Raw genomic sequence first — 23,752 nt, forward strand, 5'->3', positions numbered from 1 at the left:
CCGGCCAGCGGCCGGCTCTACCAGAGTCTCCGGATCTCAGCTCTTCATCGTGCCGGTATCCAGCCAACGCTGGTGCCACGACAACGCTTCCGGCAGCAGATGCGGGGTGTGCTTGCCGTAGCTCTCGCGGCTGGCGCGGTCGAAGTAATCCTGCAGCTGCGGGCGGAAATCCGGGTGCGCGCAGTTGTCGATCAGCACCTGCGCACGCTTGCGCGGGGTCAGGCCACGCAGGTCGGCCAGGCCCTGTTCGGTGACGATCACCGACACGTCGTGTTCGGTGTGGTCCACGTGGCTGGCCATCGGCACGATCGCCGAGATGGTGCCGTTCTTCGCGGTGGACGGGCTCAGGAACGCCGACAGGAAACCGTTGCGGGCAAAGTCACCGGAACCGCCGATGCCGTTCATGATCCGCGTGCCCATCACGTGCGTCGAATTGACGTTGCCGTAGATGTCCACCTCGATCATGCCGTTCATGCCGATGCAGCCGAGGCGGCGCACCAGTTCCGGATGGTTGGAGATCTCCTGCGTGCGCATGATGATGCGCTCGCGGTAGAAATCGATGTTCTCCTTGAACGTCTCGTTGGCCTGCGGGCTCAGCGCGAAGCCGGTGCACGAGGCATAGCTCAGCACGCCGTCACGCAGCAGGTCGAGCATGCCGTCCTGGATCACTTCGGTGAACGCGGCCAGGTCGCGGAAACCGCTCTTGGCCAGGCCGGCCAGCACTGCGTTGGGGATGTTGCCCACGCCCGACTGCAGCGGCAGCAGGTTCGGCGGCAGGCGGCCCTTCTTTACTTCGTGCTTGAGGAACTCGATCAGGTGCGAAGCGATCTGCTCGCTGGTCGCATCGATCGGGCTGAACGGGCTGTTGCGGTCCGGGCCGTTGGTGCGCACCACGGCCACGATCTTGTCCGGGTCGCAGCGCAGCGCGGTGTCGCCGATGCGGTCGTTGGCGTTCACCAGCGGAATCGGCTTGCGGTGCGGCGGCAGCGCGGTGCCGTAGTAGATGTCATGCATGCCGTCGACGCCGGCCGGCTGCCATTCGTTGACCTCGACGATCACCTTCTTCGCCAGGTCCAGCCAGGTCTTGTTGTTGCCGACCGAGGTAGAGGGCACCAGCGAGCCATCCTCGCGGATGGCCGAGACTTCGATCACGGCGGTATCGATCTCGCCATAGAAACCGAACCACACGTGCTGGGCCACGTGGCTGAGGTGGATGTCGATGTAATCCAGCTTGCCCTCGTTGATGCGGTTGCGCGCATCCGGGTCGCTCTGGAACGGCATGCGCATGGCGATGCCATCGGCCTTGGCCAGCGCGCCATCGAGTTCCGGCGCGGTGGAGGCGCCAGTCATCAGGCTGATCTGGAAGGGCTGGCCCTGGGCATGCACCCCTTCGATGCGGCGGGCCAGTTCGACGGGAACGGCCTTGGGATACCCGGAGCCGGTAAAGCCGCTCATGGCCACGGTTTCACCGGGCTGGATCAGCGCGGCTGCGGCCTCTGCGGAGACCACGCGGTCACGAAGACGCGCGTTGGCGATGCGATCAACAGACATGACGACACGTGTTGCTGGGGGGAATTCCGATTATCGGCCATCCTCATCCGTACGGGGGGTTCTACCTTCGTGGAATGGCTTTTCCCGCAGGGGTCACCCAAACCCGCCGGTTTTGTTTTGCAGTGCAGCGTGCAAAGTGCTTTCGCAGCCCGCACGATGGACCTGCATCCCGACGTGGGGGAGGGAGCAGAGCCCGCTGGCAGTTCGCTGCAAGCGGGCTTTTTTATTGCCTGTCGTCCAGTATGAATACGCGGTCTCCATTATCGGTAGTGCCGGCCGCTGGCCGGCAACCCCAGTAACCTTCGGCAGGATCATCGGATCTGCCGGCCAGCGGCCGGCACTACCGGGTCCGTTGCGTCCCGGCCGGGTCGATACAATCAGCCCATGAGCCTCGCCACCGCTGACCTGCCCGCCTCCCTGCAACCTCTTGTCGACCGCGCCTTGGCGCGCCTGGCCCAGGTCCTGCCCGAGCCCATCCCGGCCAACCTGCTGCCGCTGCTGACCCGGCTGGCGGTGGCCAGCGACTTCGCGCTGGACACCCTGGTGCGGCAACCGGCCTTGCTGGCACAGCTGGCCGCGCCCGGCTGCCCGCCGATCCCGGCGCCGGTGCTCGATCCTCTGCAGCCCAGCGACTGGCCGGCGCAGATCCGGCGCTGGCGCACGGCAATGTCCACACGGCTGATCTGGCGCGACCTGACCGGTCTGGACGACGTGGCCCAGACTCTGGCCGGTGCCACCGCCCTTGCCGAAGATTGCCTGCGGCTGGCACTGGACGCCCTGCAGCAGGAATTCGCCCAGCGCCACGGCGTCATCGCTGATGAACATGGCACGCCGCAGCAGCTGGTGGTGTTCGGTCTCGGCAAGCTCGGCGGTGGCGAGCTCAACTTCAGTTCCGATGTGGACCTGGTCTACGCCTATCCGCAGGGCGGTGAATCCGATGGACCGCGTCCGTTGGCGGCCGAAGAATATTTCGCCCGTCTCGGCCAGCGCCTGGCCAAGCTGCTGGATGAAACCACCGTCGATGGCTTCAGCCACCGCGTCGACCTGCGCCTGCGTCCGTTCGGCAGCGCCGGCCGCGTTGCACTCTCGTTCGCGGCGATGGACCAGTATTTCCAGCGCGAGGGCCGTGATTGGGAGCGCTATGCCTGGCTGAAGGCGCGCGCGGTGGCCGGCGATATCGAGGCCGGTGAGGCGTGGCTGCAGACCCTGCGCCCGTTCGTGTACCGCCGCTACCTGGATTTCACCGCGCTAGACGGCCTGCGCGAAATGAAGGCGGCCATCACCGCTGAAGTCGCACGCCGCGAACTGCACGACGACATCAAGCGCGGTGCCGGTGGCATCCGCGAGATCGAATTCCTGTGCCAGGCGCTGCAGCTGATCCGCGGTGGTCGCGAACCGGCATTGCGCGAGCGTCGGCTGCTGGTGGCGCTGGACGCACTGGTGGCCGCCGGGCAGATCGCGCCCGAGGATGGCAGCGCATTGCGCGAGGCTTACCTGTTCCTGCGCCGGCTGGAAAATCGCCTGCAGATGCTGCGTGACGCGCAGACCCATGTGCTGCCCAGCGACGCACTTGACCGCGAACGCATCGCTGTTGGGCTCGGCTATCCGGACTGGGAGGTGCTGCGCGCGGCGCTGGCCGTGCAGCAGCAGCGGGTCAGTACCGAATTCGCCGCACTGCTGGCGCCGCGCAAGGGCCAGGCCGCGCCCGATGCACTGGCCAACTACTGGCGCAGCCTGCCCGAAGGCAGCAACGCACCGCTGCTGGCCGAAGCCGGTTTCCTCGATGCCAACGGCGCCGACCAGTCGCTGCGCGACTTCGCCCAGGGCACCGGCGTGAAGTCGTTGTCCGATGCCGCGCGTGCGCGGCTGGATCGCGTGCTGCCCGCGCTGCTGCATGCGGCCACGCGTTCGCCGCAGCCGGATGCCGCACTCAAGCGCGTGCTCGGCCTGCTGCAGGCGGTGCTGCGCCGGACGAGCTATCTCGCCTTGCTGGACGAACAGCCCAGCGCACTGGCGCGGTTGGTGGACGTGCTGGCGCGCAGCGCGCTGCTGGCCGAACGGTTGGCGGCGTATCCGCTGCTGCTGGACGAACTGCTGGACGTGCGCGTGTCCGGGCCGATGCCCGATGCCGCCGGCATGCTGGCCGAGTGCCAGCAGGTGCTGGCGGTGGAAGATCCCGAATCCGCACTGCGCTGGCTCAATGAAACGCGGCTGGCACTCAGCTTCCGCATGGCGATGGCCACGCTGGATGGCCGCCAGGGTGCGGTGGACAGCACGCGGCAACTGGCCGAGCTGGCGCAGGCCGTGGTGGTCACCGTGTTGGCGATGGCCGAAGCGGACATGCATGCCGCACACGGCGAGATTCCCGGCGGGCGCTTCGCGATCATCGGCTACGGCAGCCTTGGTGGGCTTGAGCTGGGCTTCGGTTCCGATCTGGACCTGGTGTTCCTGCACGACAACCCGGCCGGCGTGGATGCCAGCAATGGCACGCGTCCGCTGGAGCCGGGGCGCTGGTATGCGCGCCTGGCGCAGAAGGTGATGGCGCTGCTTGGTGCGGTCACCGCCGCCGGGCGCCTGTACGACATCGACGTGCGCCTGCGCCCGGATGGCGGCAAGGGTTCGCTGGTGTCTTCGTTGGCCAGTTACACCGAATACCAGCGCGAACGCGCGTGGACCTGGGAACACCAGGCGCTGGTGCGCGCGCGTGGCGTGGCCGGCGATGCCAGCCTGCTGGCCGACTTCGAGCAGGTGCGTGCGCAGACGCTTGGGCGTGAGCGCGACACGGGTGTGCTGTACGCGGACGTGCTGAAGATGCGTGGCCGCATGCGCACCGAACTGGACCGCAGCGATGCCGCGCGGCTGGACCTGAAGCAGGGCGCGGGTGGCGTGGTGGACCTGGAGTTCCTGCTGCAGACCGGCGTGCTGGCGCGCAGTGCGCAGCATGCGGCGTTGCTGCAGCCGCGCGATACGCCGTCGTTGATCGATGCATTGGCGGTTGCTGGTTTTCTGCCGGAAGACACGGCGCAGGCATTGCATGGAGCACATGCCACGCTGCTGGAGGTGGGCCTGGCCTGCACCCTGGACCGGCGCCCGCGGCTGGCACCGACCACGCCCGCGATTGAAGAGGCGTGTGCCGCGATTACCGCCGCGTGCATCGCCGCGGAGCTGCCGTTCGCCTGAGTGGGTGCAAATGCTGCAACAACTTTGGGTGGGTACCGACCGGATCATTGGTCGGCGATGACCCGCTGTTGGTAGATGCCAACCTTGGTTGGCATGAATGCAAAGCGCCAACCAAGGTTGGCAGCTACCAGATCAGTGGCTCGGCGATGACCCGCCGTTGGTAGGTGCCGACCGTTGGTCGGCACCATCTGTCGGCAGCGATGGGTTCTGCAGGGCGTGCCGACCAACGGTCGGCACCCACCGGATCAATGGCCGGCGATGACCTGCTGTTGGTAGCTGCCAACCTTGGTTGGCATGAATGCAAAGCGCCAACCAAGGTTGGCGACTACCGGATCAATAGCCCTGCGATGGCCCGCCGGATCAATGATCTGAGCATTGGCCTGCTGTTGGTAGGTGCCAACCTTGGTTGGCACAATCCGTCAGCGTTCATGACCCCGGCAACAGCGTGCCAACCAAGGTTGGCACCTACCAGAATAACGGCGGTCAGCTGGTGGTGCGCAGCGGCGCCATCTTCCACAACAGCGCGCGGAACGGGGCCAGCAGGCAGACGCCAATTGCCAGCTTCACCGCCAGGTCGCCGGCAGCCCAGCTCACCCACGGCAGGGTCGAACCGGCAAACGCGATCGACCAGAAAATGGTGGTATCCACCGTCGCGCTGCAGGTGGTGGCCACCATCGGTGCGCGCCACCAGCTGCCACGGCGCAGGCGGTCGAACACGGTGATGTCCAGCAGCTGCGCCACGATGAAGGCCGAGCACGAGGCAATGGCGATGCGCGGGGTGGCCACCCAGATCGACAGCAGCACCGCCACCGCGAAACCGATCCACGCCACGCGGCGGGCGGGGCCCGGGCCGAAGCGGCGGTTGATCAGGTTGCTGACCAGGAACGCGACCGGGTAACTGAAAGCACCCCAGGTCAGCCAGTCGTTGATCGGGTACTGCACCAGTACGTTGGACAGCAGCACCACCGCGCCCATGGCCAGCACCGCCAGCACCAGGGCGCGGGCGGTCAACGGGGCAAACACAGGGGCAGGACGCACGGACATGGCGAGCCAGGGGGGCAAAGGGGATCGCCCATTATCCGCCCGGCCCGCGGCAATGCCAAAACCGGCCGTTCAGCTTTACAGCGTTTCGCTCATCACATCGCCGGCGGCATAGGCGGTCGGCACATAGGCCAGCGCCTGGCCCTGCGCGCTCTTCACGGTCCAGCCGGCACCCGCGTCGGTCGGGTCGAAGCGCACCTGCTGGCCGACGACGAAACCGGCAATCGGGTCATCGCCTGCAGCCGCCGGCCATTGCAGCGTTGCGGTCTGGTCGGCCTTGCCGGGCACCTGCAGGTGCACCTGGCGATCACCGGCTGGCGTGGTGGCGACCTGCTTCACTTCCATCGGTGGCAGCGGCACCGCCGGCGTGCGTGCGGCGACCTTGCCGTTGCGCTCGCTGGCCTTGAACGGGGCCTTGGACAGTTCGGCCAGTCCCATCGACGTGGCCAACGGAATCGACAGCACGATCAGCGACGTGACCAGCACGCTGGTCTGGCCGCTGTTCAACTGCGGCGCGGCGCCGGCATGGACGGTGGGCACCACCAGCGCGGAAAGCAGCAGGGCAGTGGCGGGAACGCGCAGGCAACGGAACATGGAGACCTCCTGGTCAGGGTGGGGACGGCGGCTCAGCGCCGGGTATCGAAGATGTCGCGCGGGCCGGTGGCCTCGGGCAGGTATTCCAGTGGACGGCCCTGGTTGTCCTTCAACTGCCAGCCCTGGTCGGCGCCGGTCGGTTCGAAGTTCACGGTCTGGCCCACGGTGAACTGCACGGCGGGATCGCCGATGCCGCGCGGGTACTGCATCGATGCGGTGTTCTGCGGATCGTTGGCATCGCGCAGCAGCACTTCGCGGCGGCCATCCACGGTGGTGGCGATCGCGCTCACCTGCATCTGCGGCAGCTTGATCTGCTGCGGGCGGGCCAGCGGCTGGCCAGCGTCGGCGGCATCCTGGGCTTCCTTCGCCGCCGCCGCGCGGGCCGACGTCACCATCTGCGTGGACATCTCCAGGCTCGGTCCCTGCGGGCCCGGGTCGTGGATGATCACGATGCGGCGCTCTGCATGAGCGGCCGTGGACCAGGCCAGGCTTGCGACGATCAGCATCGGCATCAGGACGGCGGGCAGGGTACGCATGTCGTTCTCCTTGCTGGATTCAGGGCGTGGCGGCGGCAGCACCAGCTACCGGCACGTGAGGGATCACCAGTTCCTGCTGCAGCTGGCTGCGCTGGTGCAGGAAGTCGAACACCGATTCCACCGTCACCACCGAATAGTTGCCGGAGATGCGCTCGCCGGCCGGATGGTCAGTGGTGGTGGCGTTGGCCACGAACAGGCGCGCACCCACGCGCTTGCCGAGACCGATATGCAGCACGCTGGGCTGGTACTTCTGCTGGCGCAGCCACTGCTGCGCCTGTTCGCGCTTGACGATGGCCGGCGCGCCTTCGGTCTGCGCCATCGCCGCGGCCAGCACTTCCAGCACCCACTGGTTGGAGTTCTGGTAGTCGGTGGCGAACGGGTAGGCAACCACGTTGTATTTGGTTTCGTGCAGTGCCTTCGGCTGGATCGACGGCGACACCAGCATCGCTTTCAACGCGGCACGCAGCGGCGCCGAGGGCACGCCGATGCGCAGGTCGGTATGGCCGCCGCTCTCGCCGACGAAGTTGCCCAGCCCTTCGTGGTACAGCTGCGAGCTGTCGGTCTTGCAGCGGTTGAGCAGGTGCATCGCGCGCCAGCGGCCATTGTCCTCACGCACCAGGAAGGCCAGGTGGCTGTGGCGCAGGCCGTAGCGGCTCAGGTCCTGGCCACCGCGCGCGGCCACCACCACGTCCACATCGGGCAGCGCGTCCAGGCGCTCAGCGGTGGTCCAGGCCACGTCCAGCATCGCCGCCTGCGCGGCCACGCTCGGGTAGCGCTCGCGGCATTCGGTGCTGTTGGCCCAGGCCGGTGCGGTCGCCAGCAGGCTGGCGATCAGCAGCGCGGCGCGCGGCAGGTGGGGGAAACGATCCATGTCGATACCTTCAACGGCGGGCAGGCCCGCGCGCCGATCATACGCTGCTCAGCGCAGGGGACGATCCACACCCTTGCGCTGGAGCTCCTTGTCGCAGGCATCGCTGATCGGGGCCACCGGCAGCGGTGGGCGCTGGCCCTTCGGATCGCGCAGCGCCGGTTGTTCGCGGTACGCGTCCAACTGCTGCTGGCATTGATACGAAATCGGATCCAGCTCGGTGGGCGTGGTGGAGCAGGCCGCGAGCAGGGCCAGGGGCAGCAGGAGCAAGGTACGCATGAAGACGTTCAGAGTGATGGGGGAAGCTGGACTCTAACCGCGGTACCGGATCGAAATGTTCAGAAAACGCTGGGCACCCGGCATTACCGTGATGCCAGGTGCCCAGGATTGCCGGCCAGCGGCCGGCACTACCCCGCTGCCAGGCGCAGTTTCACTTCTGCCGCCACCCGCGCGGTCTCGCGCAGTGGCTCGATGCGGTCGTACTGCCAGTCCAGCCAGTGCGCCTGCAGCCGGCCGCGCTCGCGCAGCTGCTGCTGGAAGCGCGCCAGCCGCCCCTGCACGGTATCGGCCAGTGCCACCATCACCGGCATGCGCGTGGCGCAGGCTTCAGACAGCAGGTTCACCGAATCGGGCGAGACCACCACGCGGTTGGCCCAGCCGAGCAGGCCGCCATAAGGATTCGTACCGTCGCCGCCGTCGCCCCAGATCACGTGCGGCAGGTCGGCGAACGTCGCGCGCAGGATCTCGGCCAACGCCGGCGGCGTGCGTCGCGAGGTGGTCGCCAGCAGGCTGCCGCCTTCGCTGCGGATCTGCCCGGCCAGCGCCTGGAACACGCCCACCATCGCCGTTTCATCCCACGGCGCCAGCGGCGTCGGTCCACCGACAAGCAACGCGGTGCGCGGGCCGGGCAAGGTACTGAAGCCGGCGAACGCGGCGCGGCCCCAGGCCAGCCAGTCGTCGTCCACCGGGTTGAGGCTGCCAAGCAGGGTCAGCACGTTGCTACCACGCAGGGCATCGTGTTCGGGCACCACCACCACATCCCAGTGGCGTGCGCCGATGCGCGGGTCGAGGATCTGCACCACCTGGCTGCCACGTGCCCGCAGGACGCGCAGTGCGCCGGCGGCCTGGCGGCCACAGCCGATCGCCAGCGCCGGGGCCTCGGCGGCCAATGACGCGAAAGCCTCGCCATAGCCGTTCACATCACCCGGCAGGCGCCGCGGCGACAGCCAGCGCCAGGGTGCGCGGGGCTGCAGGACCAGCGGTCGGTGGGTGCCCTGGCGCAGCGCCGAGGCCAGCGCGACCGCCTGGCGGACATTGCCCGCACGGCCGTCAGTGACCGTCCAGGGCGCGCTCGATCGTTTCACCATTGGCATTAATTCGTTTCAGCCCTGCTGGGTGTTGCAACAGTCGCGACACTCTACACTGCGGCTCGTCGTTTCGCCCCGCGCCGCCCGCGGGCACTGACTTTCCTTAGCCGCCCTGGAGATCCACCGATGTCCCACGCGCTCGACGCTGCTGCCCTCGACCAGCTGTTCCGTACTGCCCGCACCCAGAATGCCTTCCTCGACAAGCCGGTCCCGGCCAGCCTGCTGCAGGAACTGTACGACCTGGTGAAGTGGGGCCCGACCGCCGCCAACACCACGCCGGCCCGCTTCGTCTTCGTCACCTCGAAGGAAGCCAAGGCCAAGCTGGCCCCGGCCCTGTCCGAAGGCAACCACGACAAGACCATGGCCGCTCCGGTGACCGCCATCATCGGCTTCGACCTGGATTTCCACGAGAAGCTGCCGTACCTGTTCCCGCACACCGATGCCAAGGCCTGGTTCGACGGCCCGCAGGAAGGCCGCCACGAAGCCGCCATCCGCAACGGCAGCCTGCAGGGCGCCTACCTGATCCTGGCCGCACGCGCGCTGGGCCTGGATGCCGGCCCGATGTCGGGCTTCGATGCAGCCAAGGTGGATGAAGCCTTCTTCGCCGGCACCTCCATCAAGTCGAATTTCCTGGTCAACCTGGGTTACGGTGACCCGGCGGGCCTGTTCCCGCGTCTGCCGCGCCTGTCGTTCGACGAAGCGGCGCGCATCGCGTAAGTCGCTGTATCGGTTTCGGGCCTGCCGTCCCGTGGCAGGCTCTTGCTGCACCGTGTACCCACCCTACGATCCGGAGAGTTCCTCAGATGAGCGCCACCCGTAAACTGCTGCTGCCGCTGGCCCTGACCCTGGCCATCGCCGCCTGCTCCAAGCCGGCCGACACCGCTGCCCCGGCTGCTGACGCCGCCGCCCCGGCCACCACCGAACAGGCCGCCACCCCGGCCGCCGATGCCGCTGCCGCCGCGCCGGCCGCCGAAGCGATCCAGATCGCCTCGGGCACCTACAAGCTGGACCCGACCCACACCGACGTGCTGGCCCAGTGGAGCCACTTCGGCTTCTCCAACCCGAGCGCGCACTTCGGCAACGTTGAAGGCACCCTGGTGTACGACGCCACCGACGTGACCAAGTCCACCGTGGAAGTGAAGCTGCCGCTGAGCGGCCTGAACAGCTTCACCGCCAAGTTCGACGAGCACCTGAAGAGCGCCGACTTCTTCGACGCCTCCAAGTTCGCCGATGCCACCTTCAAGAGCACCAAGGTGGAAGCCGCTGGCACCAACAAGCTGACCGTCACCGGCGACCTGACCATCAAGGGCATCACCAAGCCGGTCACCCTGGACGTGACCGTCAACGGCGGCGGCGAGCACCCGATGGCCAAGGTTCCGGCCGCCGGCTTCGATGCCACCACCACCCTGAAGCGCAGCGATTTCGGCGTCGGCGCGTATGCGCCGAACGTCAGCGATGAAGTGAAGATCCGCATCACCACCGAAGCCACCGGCGAAAAGCCGGCCGCTTGATGCACCCCGCTTACTCGTCGTGAGAAGGCAGAAGGCCCGCTGAAAAGCGGGCCTTCTTTTTGGGTTCTGGTAGAGCCGGCCGCTGGCCGGCTGCATGCGAGGTGCCCGATGCTGATGGGTTGCCGGCCAGCGGCCGGCACTACCCGGTAGGGGCCAACCTGCATCTGGTGGGTGCGGACCGTTGGTCCGCACGATCCCTCAGCGCAGCGCGCCCAACCATGCCACGCACGCTTCGCTCGGGCTCTGCTTGGCCTTCACCGTTATCCCGCTCACCCGCACGAAGGTCTGCGCCGCCTGCGCCACGACCTGACGTGCGATCAGCGCGGCCTGCTTGGTCGCGGCCTGCTGCTTGCGCAGCTGCACGATGTTGATCGACGGCCGACCGACCGGCGCATATTTCTGGTCACGTCGCAGCACGTCGGCCACCTGCGCCACTTCGAATTCGGCCTGCAGGTAGCGGTGTTGTGCTTCCACCAGTTCACGCAGCGGTGCGCGCAGGGCAGCGGTGTCGGCGAAGGCGGCCAGTGCCGCGTCGCAGGCGGCGTCATCGGCAAAGCGGGTACGCAGCGCATCCACGCTGGCCAGGGTCAGTTTGGCCATGTGGCCCTCGTTGCTGCAGGAAAGGAGCGCGATTGTCGCATTGCTTGGCGTGCTCCGGGCCGGGAGGCTTTCGCTTTGGTAGAGTCGATTGTTAGCCGACTGCTCTTGGCGCGATGCCGGAAACCCCCGCGCTGCGCGCGATAGTCGACTGACAGTCGACTCTACCTGGCTGGCATTTCAGGCGCAGCCGCATCCACGGAAGAAAGACCCATGCAGGACACGCAGTACTGGTTGAACGAATTCTGGACGGGCCTGAGCGTGCTCGACCTGGTGGGCGGCAGCCTGCTCGGCACGCTGCTGGGCCTGGTGCTGGGCATCTTCGCCTGGCGCTGGCTGCACCGCCGCGGTTGGTTGCAGCGGCGCAAGCGCTGGCATCACTGGCTGCTGGCCAGCTACGTGGTGCTGCTGCCGCTGGCCACCGCCTTCTTCGGCCTGCAGCTGGGCTTTACTGCTGGCGCGCACCGCGCGCTGTTCAAGCAGCTCGATCATTTCCAGCCGCACCTGCAGACCCTGGTGGAAGGCTGGAGCGAAGGCTTCACCGATTCGCTGGACGACCCGCGCATGCGCGAGGCATTGCGCAGCCAGGGCACGGTGGGGGATGTGGCCGACACCATCGCCTCGGCCTACCTCAGCGAACATCCGTTGCCCGGTCTTGATCGTCTTGGCAACGGCCCGTTGGCGCGCGGCACCGGTTGGGTGATCGGCAAAGTGCGCGAAGGCCTGCTGCGCGGCATGGTGGAAGACACGCTGGTGGACAAGGCCGGCACGATTGGGCTGGAACCCAAGGTGGTACGCGAGGTACTGACCATGCACGTTGATGAGCTGCTGCACACCCGTGGCGTGCTGCGGCTGGTGAAGGCGCAGATCAACGGCATGATGCCCGGCGTGTACTTCGGGCTGCTGTTGCCGTTGCTGATCATCGCGCTGCTGGTGGCGCTGGAGATCTGGGCCGCGCAGCGGTTCGGGTGGACGCGGCAGGTGGCATCCAGCACGGTAGTGCCGGCCGCTGGCCGGCAACTGCAGGTTCCTGCCGAAGGTTCATGAGGTTGCCGGCCAGCGGCCGGCACTACCTGTTGCAGGGCGTGCGGACCAACGGTCCGCACCCACCAAGCAGGGTCCGCACCCACCGGCTGCCCGGTCAATCGCCGTCGGTTTCGTCCGGGTGGGCCTTCCAGTAGCCGGTGGAACGGATCCAGTCGCGCGGTACGCCCAGGTGGCCTTCGATGAATTTGCGCATCATCCGTGCGCGGCGCGATTCGGTGGCGATCCAGTAGAAGACGTCGCCGTCCGGCGCTTCGAAGTCGGTCAGCATGTCTTCCAGCAGCGTGCTGCTGGCCGCCGGGAAGCCGTTGCGCTCCAGCCAGTGGATGCGCACGTTCTCGTACTGCGGCAGGTCCTGGCGTTCGTCCTCATCGCTCACTTCGATGAAGGCCTGCACCTCGGCACCCTCCGGCAGCACATCCAGCCAGCGGGCGATGGCCGGCAGCGCGGTTTCATCGCCAATCAGCACATAGGCATCAAAGCTGTCGGCCACCACGAACGAGCCGCGCGGGCCGCCGATCACCAGCGTGTCGCCAGCCTTGGCCTGCTCGGCCCACGGCCCGGCAATGCCCTGGTCGTGCAGCACGAAGTCGATGGCCAGCTCGCCGGTTTCGTGGTCCCACCAGCGCGGCGTGTAGTCGCGGGCCGGCGAGGGCTCCTTGCCGGCCGGATAGCTGCGGCCTTCGGCAGTGACCACCGGCAGCACCATCTCGCCGCTGGCATTGGGGAAGAACAGCTTGATGTGGTCGTCAGCGCCGGGCGAATCGAAACCGGCCAGCTCGGAGCCACCCAGCACGATGCGGCGCATGTGCGGGGTGACCTCTTCGGTGCGCAGCACGGTCAGTTCACGGAAGCGCACATCCAGGCGCAGGCGCGTGTTGTTGTGTTCGGTCATGGGGTTACCTGTAAAGGTGTCGCGCAGTGCTGCGCGGCGTAGGGGAGACCTGGCTGGATTCAGTCTGGCTGGGTCGTTGAAAAGGATTGGCTCTCGCTACCGGCCGTACCGTTGAGCAGCGCGGATGCCCGCGTCAGCAGCGCCGCAACTTCTTCCGCCTCGCCCTCGGCCCAGCGGCCGTGGTGATGCACCAGCGCCCGCTTGAACTCGCGCAGGGCACCGGCCAGCGGCGGCGGCAGCGAGGCCTTGGTGATCTCGCGGGCGCGGTCGAAGGCGCGTCGCTGCGCCAGGCGCACCTGGGTGCGCTGCACCTTCAGCTCGAACTCGCCGGCGGTGGTGATGCGGAAGATCCGCTTGCCGTCCACTTCCTCGGCCTCGATCCAGCCGGCCTGCTCGAAGCTGGCCAGCAGCGGGTACATGGTGCCGGCGCTGGGCGTGTAGGCCTGCATGAACTGATTGCTGATCAGCTGCATCAGCTCGTAGCCGTGGCGCGGCTGCTCGCCGATCAGGGCCAGCACCAGCAGGCGCAGGTCGCCGCGGCTGAGCACCCGCGGCTGGCCGTTGCGGCGTGGCACTTCCGGATTGGTGGAACGGGCTCTGGGAGAAGCGGTACGGCTCATTTCGATATATCGGTAAACGAGTGTGCAAACGATATATCGATATATCGAAGCCGACAATCATCGATCCGGCCACAAGCAGGTCAGTTTTGGGCCACGGCCGGCCCCGCCCACAGCAAAAGGGGCGCCCCTTGCGAGGCGCCCCGGGCAACACTGTGGAAGGGAGCGAGGCAGGGCCAGACGGCGGACCGAAGCGGGCGAGGCCAACACTCGAGGCCTACCCTGAGGGCAGGGCGGGGGGCGATCCAGAGGCAGGTGCGACACGTTGTCGCCCGTTCAGCGCCGGCACGCGCAGCCGATACCGGTGGGCATGGCGCTGCCCTACAACCGTCATCGGCAGCGGTAACACTGCGTCCTGCACATGGGTGCAGCGGCCCGCAAGCGACAGCCCGCGCAGCCAACAATGCCCGCCGCAGGGCCTTCAACGGGCCCGGCAAGCCCCTTGCGGACACTGGCCGGTTGCATCCATACGCCTGCGTAGCCAAGTGACGAAAGCCCTTGGTGCGCTACACTTTGCGGTCTAGAAATCTATACAACAGTCGCGCGCGTGCGTGCGGTTATGGGAGCGCTAATGAACTGGTTGAACGAGGTGCTGAACAACGACCCGAATCCTGTGGAAACCCAGGAGTGGATCGAGTCGTTGAAGGCCGTTATTGATGTCGAGGGCTCCGAGCGCGCGCATCAGCTGCTGGAAGGCATGGTGGAACTGACCCGTCGTTCGGGCGCCTACCTGCCGTTCTCTCCCACCACCGAATACGTCAATACCATCGAACCGCAGTTCGAGGCCAAGAGCCCGGGCAACGCCGAGCTGGAATGGCGCATCCGTTCGATCATCCGCTGGAACGCGATGGCCACCGTGGTCCGCGCCAACCGCAAGCCGGGTGACCTGGGCGGCCACATCGCCTCGTTCGCCTCCGGCGCCACCCTGTACGACGTGGGCTTCAACCACTTCTGGCGCGCCCCGAGCGAGAACCACCCGGGCGACCTGCTGTTCATCCAGGGCCACAGCGCCCCGGGCATCTACGCGCGTTCCTTCCTGGAAGGCCGCATCAGCGAAGAGCAGCTGGACAAGTTCCGCATGGAAGTGGACGGCGGTGGCCTGTCCTCGTACCCGCACCCGTGGCTGATGCCGGACTACTGGCAGACCCCGACCGTGTCGATGGGCCTGGGCCCGCTGGCCGCCATCTACCAGGCGCAGTTCATGCGCTACCTGGAAAACCGTGGCCTGATCGAGAAGTCCGACCGCAAGGTGTGGTGCTTCATCGGCGACGGCGAGAGCGACGAGCCGGAAACCCTGGGTGCCATCGCGCTGGCCGGCCGTGAAGGCCTGGACAACCTGATCTTCGTGGTGAACTGCAACCTGCAGCGCCTGGACGGTCCGGTGCGCGGCAACGGCAAGATCATCCAGGAACTGGAAGGCGTGTTCCGTGGCGGCGGCTGGAACGTGATCAAGCTGCTGTGGGGCGGTTACTGGGATGCCCTGCTGGCCAAGGACACCAATGGCGTCCTGAAGAAGCTGATGATGGAAACCGTCGACGGCGAATACCAGAACTGCAAGGCCTTCGGCGGCGCGTATACCCGCGAGCATTTCTTCGGCAAGTACCCGGAAACCGCTGCGATGGTCGCCGGCCTTTCCGACGACGACATCTGGCGCCTGAACCGTGGTGGCCACGACCCGCACAAGGTGTACGCCGCCTACCACCAGGCCGTGAACACCAAGGGCATGCCGACCGTCATCCTGGCCAAGACCGTGAAGGGTTACGGCATGGGCAGCGCTGGTGAGGCACTGAACCCGACCCACCAGACCAAGAAGCTGGACGACGAAGCGGTGCGCCACTTCCGCGACCGCTTCAACATTCCGGTGACCGACGCGCAGCTGGCCGACGGCCAGGTGCCGTTCTACCACCCGGGCCCGGATTCGCCGGAAGTGCAGTACCTGCAGGAACGCCGTGCCGCGCTGGGCGGTTACCTGCCGCAGCGCCGCCGCAAGGCCGACAAGACCTTCGTGGCGCCGAAGCTGGAAGCCTACGAGCGCCTGCTGAAGAGCAGCGGCGAGCGCAGCTACTCCACCACCATGGCCTTCGTGCAGAGCCTGAACATCACCCTGCGCGACAAGGAACTGGGCCCGCACATCGTGCCGATCGTGGCCGACGAAGCCCGTACCTTCGGTATGGAAGGTCTGTTCCGCCAGATCGGCATCTACGCGCCGTTCGGCCAGAAGTACAAGCCGGTGGACGCGGACCAGCTGATGTTCTACCGCGAAGACCAGAGCGGCCAGGTGCTGCAGCAGGGCATCAGCGAGCCGGGTGCGATCAGCTCGTGGATGGCCGCTGGTACCAGCTACTCGGTCAGCAACGTGCCGATGCTGCCGTTCTACATCTATTACTCGATGTTCGGCTTCCAGCGCGTGGGCGACATCGCCTGGCAGGCCGCCGACATGCGTACCCGCGGCTTCCTGCTGGGTGGCACCGCCGGCCGCACCACGCTGAACGGTGAAGGCCTGCAGCACGAAGATGGCTTCAGCCATCTGGTGGCCGGTGGCATCCCGAACGTGCGCAGCTACGACCCGACCTTCGGCTTCGAAGTGACGGTGATCCTGCAGCACGGCACCAAGCGCATGATGGAAGACCAGGTGGACGAGTATTACTACGTCACCCTGATGAACGAGAACTACACCCACCCGGAAATGCCGGAAGGCGCGGCCGAAGGCATCGTCAAGGGCATGTACCTGCTGACCGACGCCGGCAAGCCGAAGAAGGGCGAGCTGCGCGTGCAGCTGCTGGGTTCGGGCACCATCCTGCGCGAAGCCATTGCCGCTGCCGAGCTGCTGGACAAGGACTTCGGCGTGACCGCCGATATCTGGAGCTGCCCGAGCTTCAACGAACTGCGTCGCGATGGTTTCGACGTGGAGCGTGCCAACCGCCTGCATCCGGAAGGTGAGCAGCGCAAGGCCTACGTGACCGAGCTGCTGGAAGGCCGCCAGGGCCCGGCGATTGCCGCCACCGACTACGTGCGTGCGTATGCGGACCAGATCCGTGCGTTCGTGCCGATGTCGTACACCGTGCTGGGTACGGATGGGTTTGGTCGTTCGGATACGCGTGCGAACCTGCGCCGGTTCTTCGAGGTTGACCGGTACTACATCGCGCATGCCGCGATTGCGGCGCTGGCGAAGGAAGGGAAGATGACCGCGAAGGATGTGGCCCGGGCGATCAAGCAGTACAAGATTGATCCGGAGAAGGCTAATCCTGTTGGGGTTTGATTCGACAATTAATTGACGCGAGAAAGGGCGGCCATTGGCCGCCCTTTTTTTTTGCGAAGTTGACGGATGTCACGTCTTGTATAAACTTCAACCGTCAGCCAGTGTTGTTTTGGAAGGGGGACTAGGATGTCTGCTCCGGGGAAAGTACTTTCAGATCCCGATTGGGGGTGTGAGTATTGGGAGGTTTCCAATCTCGCAGAGGGTAGCCTCCGAGTTTGCCAAGTAAGCGTCGGAAACGTTGAAGCCTTGGCGACATCTATCGTTTCAGCCGTGGTTGATAAGTCATGGATGGCCGACCTCGATAGCTTGACGCGAAAAGGATACGAAGCGGCTGTTTCATTAACGACGCCACTACTCGTTTCTCTGATAAGTAGCGTAGCGACCTCAGGATCATTAACTGAGGAGTTTGGCGAAATAATGGTTTCGACGGGTTCGTCAAGAGCGTTGTCGACCATTTACGGGCACGTGGCACTTCCTATTTCCGAGCTGTGGAAGCCAAAGAAAAGAAACAACGAAGGATTTGACTTTCATACGGTCTGTCCAATGGAGCTTGTGAATTTTGGAGAGGCGAAGTACTCCGGATCCTCTAGTCCCCATGGAGTAGCCATAGCTCAAATTTCCCGCTTTCTGAAAAGCAAGAAACACCTGATGGACGTGCACTACTTGGGCACGCTCTGTTCACCAGCGTCAATGGGTCGGCTTGACTTGGATGAATATGGAGTTGTTGCCGCGTTCTCTCTAAATGGGATCGACCATGGGGTAATTCTTGGCAATGCCGCTAGCGCGGCGAAGAAACTTGCAATATCCCATAAGGTCGAGCAGGTGCTTCTTGTCGGGGTGGCATATGATGCTAAATAGTCTCCGGGCCGTCTATGTGGATAATAATCCGAAACTAAAGATGGATGAAATAATTGATTATATTCACAGAAATGGACCCGACTCAAATGAGCTTCTGCAGCAGATTAGTCTGTACAAGGAGTTCAGCCCCGACAGCTTTGCGGAGAGTGAGGAATACCTTATTTCCGCAATGGGGTTGTTCTACAAGGTTGGGGATGCGGAATCCATCTATTCTCTAATTATGAAGTCCATCGGCGGCGCAAACACGACAGCCTCAGGGGACATCCTCACGCCTGTTCAGGCTAGCGTCCGTAACGCAATAATCGCCAATCAGTACATCTCGATATCAGCGCCAACGAGTGCGGGCAAGTCATATGCAATACGCGACTACTTGATCGAGACCAAGGGGGATGCGGTCATTGTTGTACCTTCTAGGGCACTGATAGCGGAGTACGTATCTTCTTTAAGGGCGCAATTCGCAGATCGGCGGGACGTTATGATCATGCCGTTTGTAGACAGAGTTTTCACTGATCGTGTCCGACGAAGGGTGTTCATACTCACTCCTGAGCGGGCACGACAGATCGCCTCGCTAAAGAAAAGCTTGGACGTAAATCTGTTCTTCTTCGATGAGGCGCATGTTTCAGAGGAAGAGGGACGCGGTGTTGTTTTTGACATCTTGGTCCGAAGGGTTGTCAGGGAGTTTCCAGCTGCAAAACTGGTGTTTGCGCATCCCTTTGTTGAAAATCCATCCGCGCAGTTGAATAAGCATGGAATTTCCACGGAATCATCATATTCAAGGGCCTACAGTCAGGGGGCTGTGGGTAAGGTATTTGTATATCGGCATGATAATGGGTGCGACTACTACTTCTCTCCATTTGAGGAAAAGGGTTACCTGCAAAAGAATGCTGTGAAGTTTAATGGTGACTTCGCAGAGTTTGCTCTTGATTCGAAGAGGACCTTGCTCGCTTATGTTTCGAAGGCCTCGATTTATAACGGGACGTTCCTCGACAGCTTTCGTGCCACGATAAGGAATTTCACGCCTTTAACTGATCCAAAGGCCAAAGCGATCATCGAAGATGTCAGGCGCCTGATTGGCGCTGATGGTGGCGGTCAACGGTCGAGCATGGTAGAGCTGATGAAAATTGGCGTTGTGATTCACCATGGGTCAGTTCCCCTGGAAGTCAGGTTTCTGATAGAGAAATTCATTAGATTGAAGTACGCCAGGATATGCTTTGCCACGAGTACGCTCGCGCAAGGGATAAATATGCCCTTCGATGTCGTGTGGCTTGAAACCATGCGACTTTCTGATGCGACCTCGGAGAAGAGATCGTTGTCATTCAAGAATCTTATTGGACGCGCGGGAAGGCTTACGCGAGAAAAAAAGTTTGACTACGGCTACGTCTATACGAAAAGACCGATCTTGCTAAGCGAACGACTGCTGGACACATATGAGCTGTCCCCTGTCTCGGTGCTGGACGCGGACGAAGCAGATGTATCCTCGGATGATTGGGAAATTGTAAAGGCGGTTAAGGACGAAACGTATGACGATGAGATGCACATGCCTGAAAGCAGGAAGTGCAGGCTGGAATCTGATAGCGCATTAGTGGCGCTGGCAAGCGTGCTCGATACCATCTATCCCAGCGGCGTCAGTGGTCTTGAGCACCTGCGAGGCATCGCTGGAAGGCGAGCACGCGAGGGCCTCAAGACGGATCTCAGAATCATCTACGAGATCTATCTAGGTCGCCCGCTCAAAGCAGGCGAATCCGCAGTATTTCATGAGGCGATATCGATTCTATCTCAGGTATTTGCTGGACGATCTTTCAAGGAGATTGCCGGCACAAGATTCTCTAGGATCAGTCGTCGTGATGAACTTGATCGAACCGATGCGCAGTTCTCGCAGATGGCTGCGACTTTGCCAAATGTGGAGATGGAGAAGCCCTTTCCGGTATTTAAAGGGTCAAAGGAAAAGCTTCCCTACGATACGATTGTGTTCGATACCTATGACTACTTGGACAAAGTAGTGTCGTTCTGCCTGGTAGACACATTCTCGGCTGCAGCAGAAATTTTCTATGAAAAGAAAGGTGATCGCCGTGCGCTCAAGTTAATTGAGATGTTTAGGTTCGGAACAAACGATCATGTCTCTATCTTGTTGATGCGATATGGATTCCAGCCTGAAATAGTGGATGAGCTGAAGTTGTTGGTAAAGCGAATCGATGAGGCTGGGATCACCTTCAAGCCTGAAGTCAGGCGTGCTCGTCAGGTGATTCGCGATGCGGTCGATTGGTATATATGAACAGGTTTTCGAATAACTCTTACTTATTCAGGGCTGGTCGCAAAGGCGGATATGATCGAATTTTTGAAAAATCAAGCGAAGAAGGTTGAAGGGCTTGGGTACTCTGGGTTGGAGACCTTCAAGGGAAGCCCATATGCGAGCTGCGTTCGCGAGACTGGGCAGAACAGCATGGACGCCAGACTGGGGAGCGGTCCGGTCAAGATCGAAATTTTCCTTCATGACGTCAAACGAGAGGACGTTCCCTTTGCTGACGAGCTGGCAGAGGTGGTCGACGCATGTCTTCGTGAGAATACAGATGAGCGTACACAGCAGCATTTTGAATCGGCTAAAAAGATCGTTTCCGAAGATGTTTGGAAAATTCTAGAGATTTCGGACAGCAATACAACGGGGTTAACCGGGCCTCTTAGCGACATGCACTCTGTATTCAATGTACTTGTCAAAGGTGATGGGGTAACGAATAAACTTGATCCTACTTCCGCCGGATCGTATGGGATCGGTAAGAACGCAGCAATTGCGGTCTCATCGCTTCAGTGCGTTATCTACTCGACAGCTTTTGATGATAACGGAAGCCAGATTTCTGCGGTACAGGGAAGATTGCGCACTATCTCCCACGAGCGCAATGGCGAATTCTATGGCGCCGAAGGCTTCTGGGGCGGGAAGGACTTCAGTGCGATATCTGATCCGCTAGAAGTGCCGGGCTGGATGAGGAGGACCGTCGTAGGAACTTCGATCTTCTCAGTTGGCTTCAGGCAAGAGAGCGGATGGGAGGATCGTGTAAAGCTTGCTGTTCTTTGCAACTTTGTGAGCGCGATTGACGCAGGCACAGTTGAGTTTAATGTAAACAACACTCTGATCACAAAATCGACGCTGGATTCGCATATTTTCTCACCGGAGCTGGAATCCTCCGCCATCACCTTCGACTTGAAGCCTCAGCTCATGGTTGCGCGAAATCTGCTCGTCAACTTGCGATCAGACACTTCGGTAGAGCGACGCATTGACGACGCCTTCCTGGGTTCATTCATTCTTCGAGTACTCCCTCGGCAGGGCATGCCGAAGTCTGTACACATCATAAGAAATGGAATTTATATAACGAACAACTTCAAGAAGTTCGCTCAGCCGATGGCCAGTTTCAATGGGACTTCGGATTTTATCGCAACTCTTTGCCCTTCCCCAGATGAACGCGGTGAGAACGCGAGCCGAATTCTCAAGTCACTCGAGAATCCAGCGCACGATGCATTTGAGCCTGAACGCATAGTTGACGAGACGAAACGTGACCAGATCCGTCTCGCAATAAAGCGAGTGGTAGAAAAGATTCGAGCGCTCTTGAAGGAAATTGCCAAGGTCGATGAAGGTGGAACGCTACAGCTTGACGATCTTTCCGAAGTGCTGGCGCACAACGGTGGGGCAGGGTCTTCGAAAGTCGAGGCCTCTGACGAACCTGATCCTCTGACGCTGAAGTATTCCGAAGCCAGGAAGTCCATCAGTAGAGAGCCGCAGCCAGGGATCGGAGCCAATGGTAAGTCCATTCAAAAAGGCGGCGGGGATCGTGCCAAGTTGGGCGGACGTCAGTCGAACAAGGGAAAGGGGCCAGGCCTAGGTAGCCGCGGTGCAGTCCCTCTTGAAGATGTCTTATTTACGATGGATACAAAGCGGGGCTCCCGCGCAAGGCGATTGCATTTCACAAGCTTGGCAGCAGGGATGGCGAAGATCTCGCTTCATGTCTCAGGCCTGTATGGATTAGAGCCTTTGGAAGTTACATCCAGCTCGCAGGGAACCATCGAGAGTGGGGCGATCATCGTCAACCTTAACGCAGGTGAGCGTGTTTCGATAGATGTCGAGATCGATGAGCCATACTTTGGAGGTGTCGAAGTTCAAGCTTACCCAGCCGCTGGTGGCACTGAAGCTGGCGCGGAGGCAAGTGAATGAAGATTTCAGAATCTACTAGTTTTCAACACCCGGTGTTGGCGCCTTGGCTGCGTGACATAGCCGGATACAGGTTCGATGTTGAGCTTAGAACTGCCGAAGATGAATCTACCAACAGTCTCTTTATTGACTGTCAGGTGGTGATGGACCAGCCGGACATCAGAACGCTTATTGATTCTGGCGCCGCAAATTTCGGCATTCTCGTGCGATGCACGGACACAGGGTATCGAAAGGTCATCAAACTGGGATTTCCCCGAGGTCTTCATGAGTTCGCTCCTGGCGCCTTGCTGGGGCGTGTTCAATTTAGACCGATGATCTGGTTAGTTTCCAATATCTTGGACTATTCGCCCCGGGGCAGGCGAGTTGAGTTCGATAATGTCGATGCACTGGGCGCCGGCACTATTCTGGCGCTCGCAGAGGAGTACCTTGTTGATGTCTCTCGCCCTCCGTTGCCTTCGATCGAGTCTCTGTTTGAACTGAGGGTTGCATCTCATGTAGAGGATGGCCTGTTCGATATTGACCTGAATTCTGATAAAGTGACTATCGACGTGTCTGAGGCGACTTTCAGCGTAATTAATTCTGTACGAAGCGGAGCTATTACTGGTGCTGGTAGCATACAGAACCTATTCTATTCTCAGATCATTATGCACCTTCTTCATGAGGCGGATCTTCGTAAGCTTGAATTGTTCGGATACAGATGGTGTGTCGCCCTTTACGCAACTGTCGAGTCGTTGGGTCGTGAATTAGAAGGTGGATGCAAAATGTCCTTGGCACAGCTTATTCTAAACAAGCCTTTGCTTAATGTCGGCTTTGGCGAAAGTGCCGAGGAGGCGTTCCTTTCATGAATATCACAATGGTTTCAGCGGAAGTGGTTGAATCCTTGGCTTCAGCCGTCTCCACCAGTATGGATCTGTACCGGCAGCGTGGATTCTCAAACGAAAGCTCAGCGGCAGGATGGAATATTGAAGTTCCTGGTGTTTCTTGGGATGACAGCATTCCAGTTTATCTCTCTCCTGATGATAATGAGGCGTCAGAAGTTGAAAACTCCTACGTGGTCTACTCTGCTCTTAGTGGAATGACTCCTGCCATAGCAAGGGATGAGAGGATCTGGGTCCGCCTGTGTCACGTTGAACTTTTTGACTACGCGAAGAAACGGTGGATGACGTCAGCAGGTCTTAGCGAGGCGGCGGTTTCGAAGCACTTCTTCGCTTCAGGAGTTGTTGGCTGCCGGGATGACAACTCTATTGGTAGACTTTGGTGGAATGGTCATGTGGCGTCGCTTGCTTTCCCCTCCGATCTTAGGCGTGGCCTCTCTGTGCTTCTGAAAAGAGCGAATATCAGAAAGCAAGTAATCGATCGGGCCGATAGTGCGTTTAGAGTTGCTCTGATCGGCCCGCTTTTGAGAGAGATTGAAGGGAGCGCTTGGATCAGCGAGAACGACAAGGCGATCGCGACCTTCATGAAGCATGTGAATAGGCGATTCGGGGGAATTGTTCTTGAAGATTTGCCTGAGGGTGCTGTCCGAGACTCTATTAGGCAGTGCCTCAAGGACGCGGAGCTAGCCAGTGCGCGCTAGTAGGGCTTTTTCGTGCGCTTTGGAGGGTGCTCGCGCTTGGACTGGTGAGGTGCAGGTCTAGTG

General features: G+C 62.2%; 21 protein-coding genes. 10 read left to right on the top strand and 11 right to left on the bottom strand.

What is annotated here, in order from left to right:
• Positions 1-36: 36 nt before the first annotated feature.
• Entirely contained in the window at positions 37-1,551 is a 1,515-nt protein-coding gene (locus ACX9OT_RS15475; RefSeq protein WP_100437725.1) for a succinyl-CoA:acetate CoA-transferase ScpC, read from the bottom strand.
• Positions 1,552-1,935: 384 nt separating this feature from the next.
• Here ACX9OT_RS15475 and glnE point away from each other — a divergent pair, with 384 nt between their 5' ends.
• Positions 1,936-4,731, top strand: coding sequence for a bifunctional [glutamate--ammonia ligase]-adenylyl-L-tyrosine phosphorylase/[glutamate--ammonia-ligase] adenylyltransferase (gene glnE / locus ACX9OT_RS15480; RefSeq protein ID WP_100437726.1), 2,796 nt, complete (start codon positions 1,936-1,938; stop codon positions 4,729-4,731).
• 245 nt (positions 4,732-4,976) lie between these two features.
• On the opposite strand, the gene ACX9OT_RS15485 is transcribed toward glnE, so the two are convergent.
• The 7 genes from ACX9OT_RS15485 to ACX9OT_RS15515 all read right to left on the bottom strand — a co-directional run bounded on the left by ACX9OT_RS15485 (position 4,977) and on the right by ACX9OT_RS15515 (position 9,137).
• On the bottom strand, positions 4,977-5,144 hold the full coding sequence (locus ACX9OT_RS15485; protein ID WP_157805918.1) for a hypothetical protein: 168 nt from the start codon (positions 5,142-5,144) through the stop codon (positions 4,977-4,979).
• Positions 5,145-5,214: 70 nt separating this feature from the next.
• Entirely contained in the window at positions 5,215-5,775 is a 561-nt protein-coding gene (locus tag ACX9OT_RS15490) for a queuosine precursor transporter (RefSeq protein ID WP_004139497.1), read from the bottom strand.
• A gap of 75 nt (positions 5,776-5,850) precedes the next feature.
• On the bottom strand, positions 5,851-6,366 hold the full coding sequence (locus tag ACX9OT_RS15495) for a hypothetical protein (protein WP_004139500.1): 516 nt from the start codon (positions 6,364-6,366) through the stop codon (positions 5,851-5,853).
• A gap of 32 nt (positions 6,367-6,398) precedes the next feature.
• On the bottom strand, positions 6,399-6,902 hold the full coding sequence (locus ACX9OT_RS15500; protein ID WP_004139502.1) for a hypothetical protein: 504 nt from the start codon (positions 6,900-6,902) through the stop codon (positions 6,399-6,401).
• Positions 6,903-6,921: 19 nt separating this feature from the next.
• Positions 6,922-7,773 carry a DUF2145 domain-containing protein gene (locus ACX9OT_RS15505; RefSeq protein WP_100437727.1) on the bottom strand — a complete coding sequence of 284 codons (852 nt, stop codon included), beginning with the start codon at positions 7,771-7,773 and terminating at the stop codon, positions 6,922-6,924.
• Positions 7,774-7,821: 48 nt separating this feature from the next.
• Positions 7,822-8,049: a hypothetical protein gene (locus ACX9OT_RS15510; RefSeq protein ID WP_004139505.1), complete on the bottom strand. Its 228-nt coding sequence runs from the start codon at positions 8,047-8,049 to the stop codon at positions 7,822-7,824.
• A 128-nt stretch (positions 8,050-8,177) separates the two neighbouring features.
• Complete coding sequence (locus tag ACX9OT_RS15515) at positions 8,178-9,137, bottom strand: mitochondrial fission ELM1 family protein (protein WP_100437728.1); 960 nt, start codon at positions 9,135-9,137, stop codon at positions 8,178-8,180.
• Positions 9,138-9,263: 126 nt separating this feature from the next.
• Here ACX9OT_RS15515 and ACX9OT_RS15520 point away from each other — a divergent pair, with 126 nt between their 5' ends.
• A complete protein-coding gene (locus ACX9OT_RS15520; protein WP_100437729.1) occupies positions 9,264-9,854 on the top strand; it encodes a malonic semialdehyde reductase in 591 nt (196 codons plus the stop codon).
• Between the two features lie 86 nt (positions 9,855-9,940).
• Positions 9,941-10,648 (top strand): YceI family protein, encoded by a 708-nt coding sequence (locus ACX9OT_RS15525; RefSeq protein ID WP_100437730.1) that lies wholly within the window; start codon positions 9,941-9,943, stop codon positions 10,646-10,648.
• Between the two features lie 198 nt (positions 10,649-10,846).
• On the opposite strand, the gene ACX9OT_RS15530 is transcribed toward ACX9OT_RS15525, so the two are convergent.
• Complete coding sequence (locus ACX9OT_RS15530) at positions 10,847-11,248, bottom strand: hypothetical protein (RefSeq protein ID WP_134951932.1); 402 nt, start codon at positions 11,246-11,248, stop codon at positions 10,847-10,849.
• A gap of 210 nt (positions 11,249-11,458) precedes the next feature.
• Here ACX9OT_RS15530 and ACX9OT_RS15535 point away from each other — a divergent pair, with 210 nt between their 5' ends.
• Positions 11,459-12,292: a hypothetical protein gene (locus ACX9OT_RS15535; protein ID WP_149909057.1), complete on the top strand. Its 834-nt coding sequence runs from the start codon at positions 11,459-11,461 to the stop codon at positions 12,290-12,292.
• A 94-nt stretch (positions 12,293-12,386) separates the two neighbouring features.
• Here ACX9OT_RS15535 and ACX9OT_RS15540 read toward each other — a convergent pair whose 3' ends face one another.
• Entirely contained in the window at positions 12,387-13,184 is a 798-nt protein-coding gene (locus tag ACX9OT_RS15540) for a siderophore-interacting protein (protein WP_149909056.1), read from the bottom strand.
• 59 nt (positions 13,185-13,243) lie between these two features.
• Positions 13,244-13,804: a PadR family transcriptional regulator gene (locus ACX9OT_RS15545; protein WP_049399094.1), complete on the bottom strand. Its 561-nt coding sequence runs from the start codon at positions 13,802-13,804 to the stop codon at positions 13,244-13,246.
• Positions 13,805-14,372: 568 nt separating this feature from the next.
• On the opposite strand from ACX9OT_RS15545, the gene aceE reads away from it, so the two are divergent.
• The 6 genes from aceE to ACX9OT_RS15575 all read left to right on the top strand — a co-directional run bounded on the left by aceE (position 14,373) and on the right by ACX9OT_RS15575 (position 23,689).
• Positions 14,373-17,060: a pyruvate dehydrogenase (acetyl-transferring), homodimeric type gene (gene aceE, locus ACX9OT_RS15550; RefSeq protein ID WP_012478970.1), complete on the top strand. Its 2,688-nt coding sequence runs from the start codon at positions 14,373-14,375 to the stop codon at positions 17,058-17,060.
• Positions 17,061-17,348: 288 nt separating this feature from the next.
• Positions 17,349-17,918: a hypothetical protein gene (locus ACX9OT_RS15555; RefSeq protein ID WP_149909055.1), complete on the top strand. Its 570-nt coding sequence runs from the start codon at positions 17,349-17,351 to the stop codon at positions 17,916-17,918.
• A 40-nt stretch (positions 17,919-17,958) separates the two neighbouring features.
• Positions 17,959-20,190, top strand: coding sequence for a DEAD/DEAH box helicase (locus ACX9OT_RS15560; RefSeq protein WP_149909054.1), 2,232 nt, complete (start codon positions 17,959-17,961; stop codon positions 20,188-20,190).
• 51 nt (positions 20,191-20,241) lie between these two features.
• Complete coding sequence (locus tag ACX9OT_RS15565) at positions 20,242-22,116, top strand: hypothetical protein (RefSeq protein ID WP_149909053.1); 1,875 nt, start codon at positions 20,242-20,244, stop codon at positions 22,114-22,116.
• Complete coding sequence (locus ACX9OT_RS15570) at positions 22,113-22,958, top strand: hypothetical protein (RefSeq protein ID WP_149909052.1); 846 nt, start codon at positions 22,113-22,115, stop codon at positions 22,956-22,958. Before ACX9OT_RS15565 ends, ACX9OT_RS15570 begins: the two co-directional genes overlap by 4 nt.
• Positions 22,955-23,689 (top strand): DUF6339 family protein, encoded by a 735-nt coding sequence (locus ACX9OT_RS15575; protein WP_149909051.1) that lies wholly within the window; start codon positions 22,955-22,957, stop codon positions 23,687-23,689. Before ACX9OT_RS15570 ends, ACX9OT_RS15575 begins: the two co-directional genes overlap by 4 nt.
• The last annotated feature ends 63 nt before the right edge of the window (positions 23,690-23,752 follow it).

The organism is Stenotrophomonas genospecies 3 (assembly GCF_054473855.1).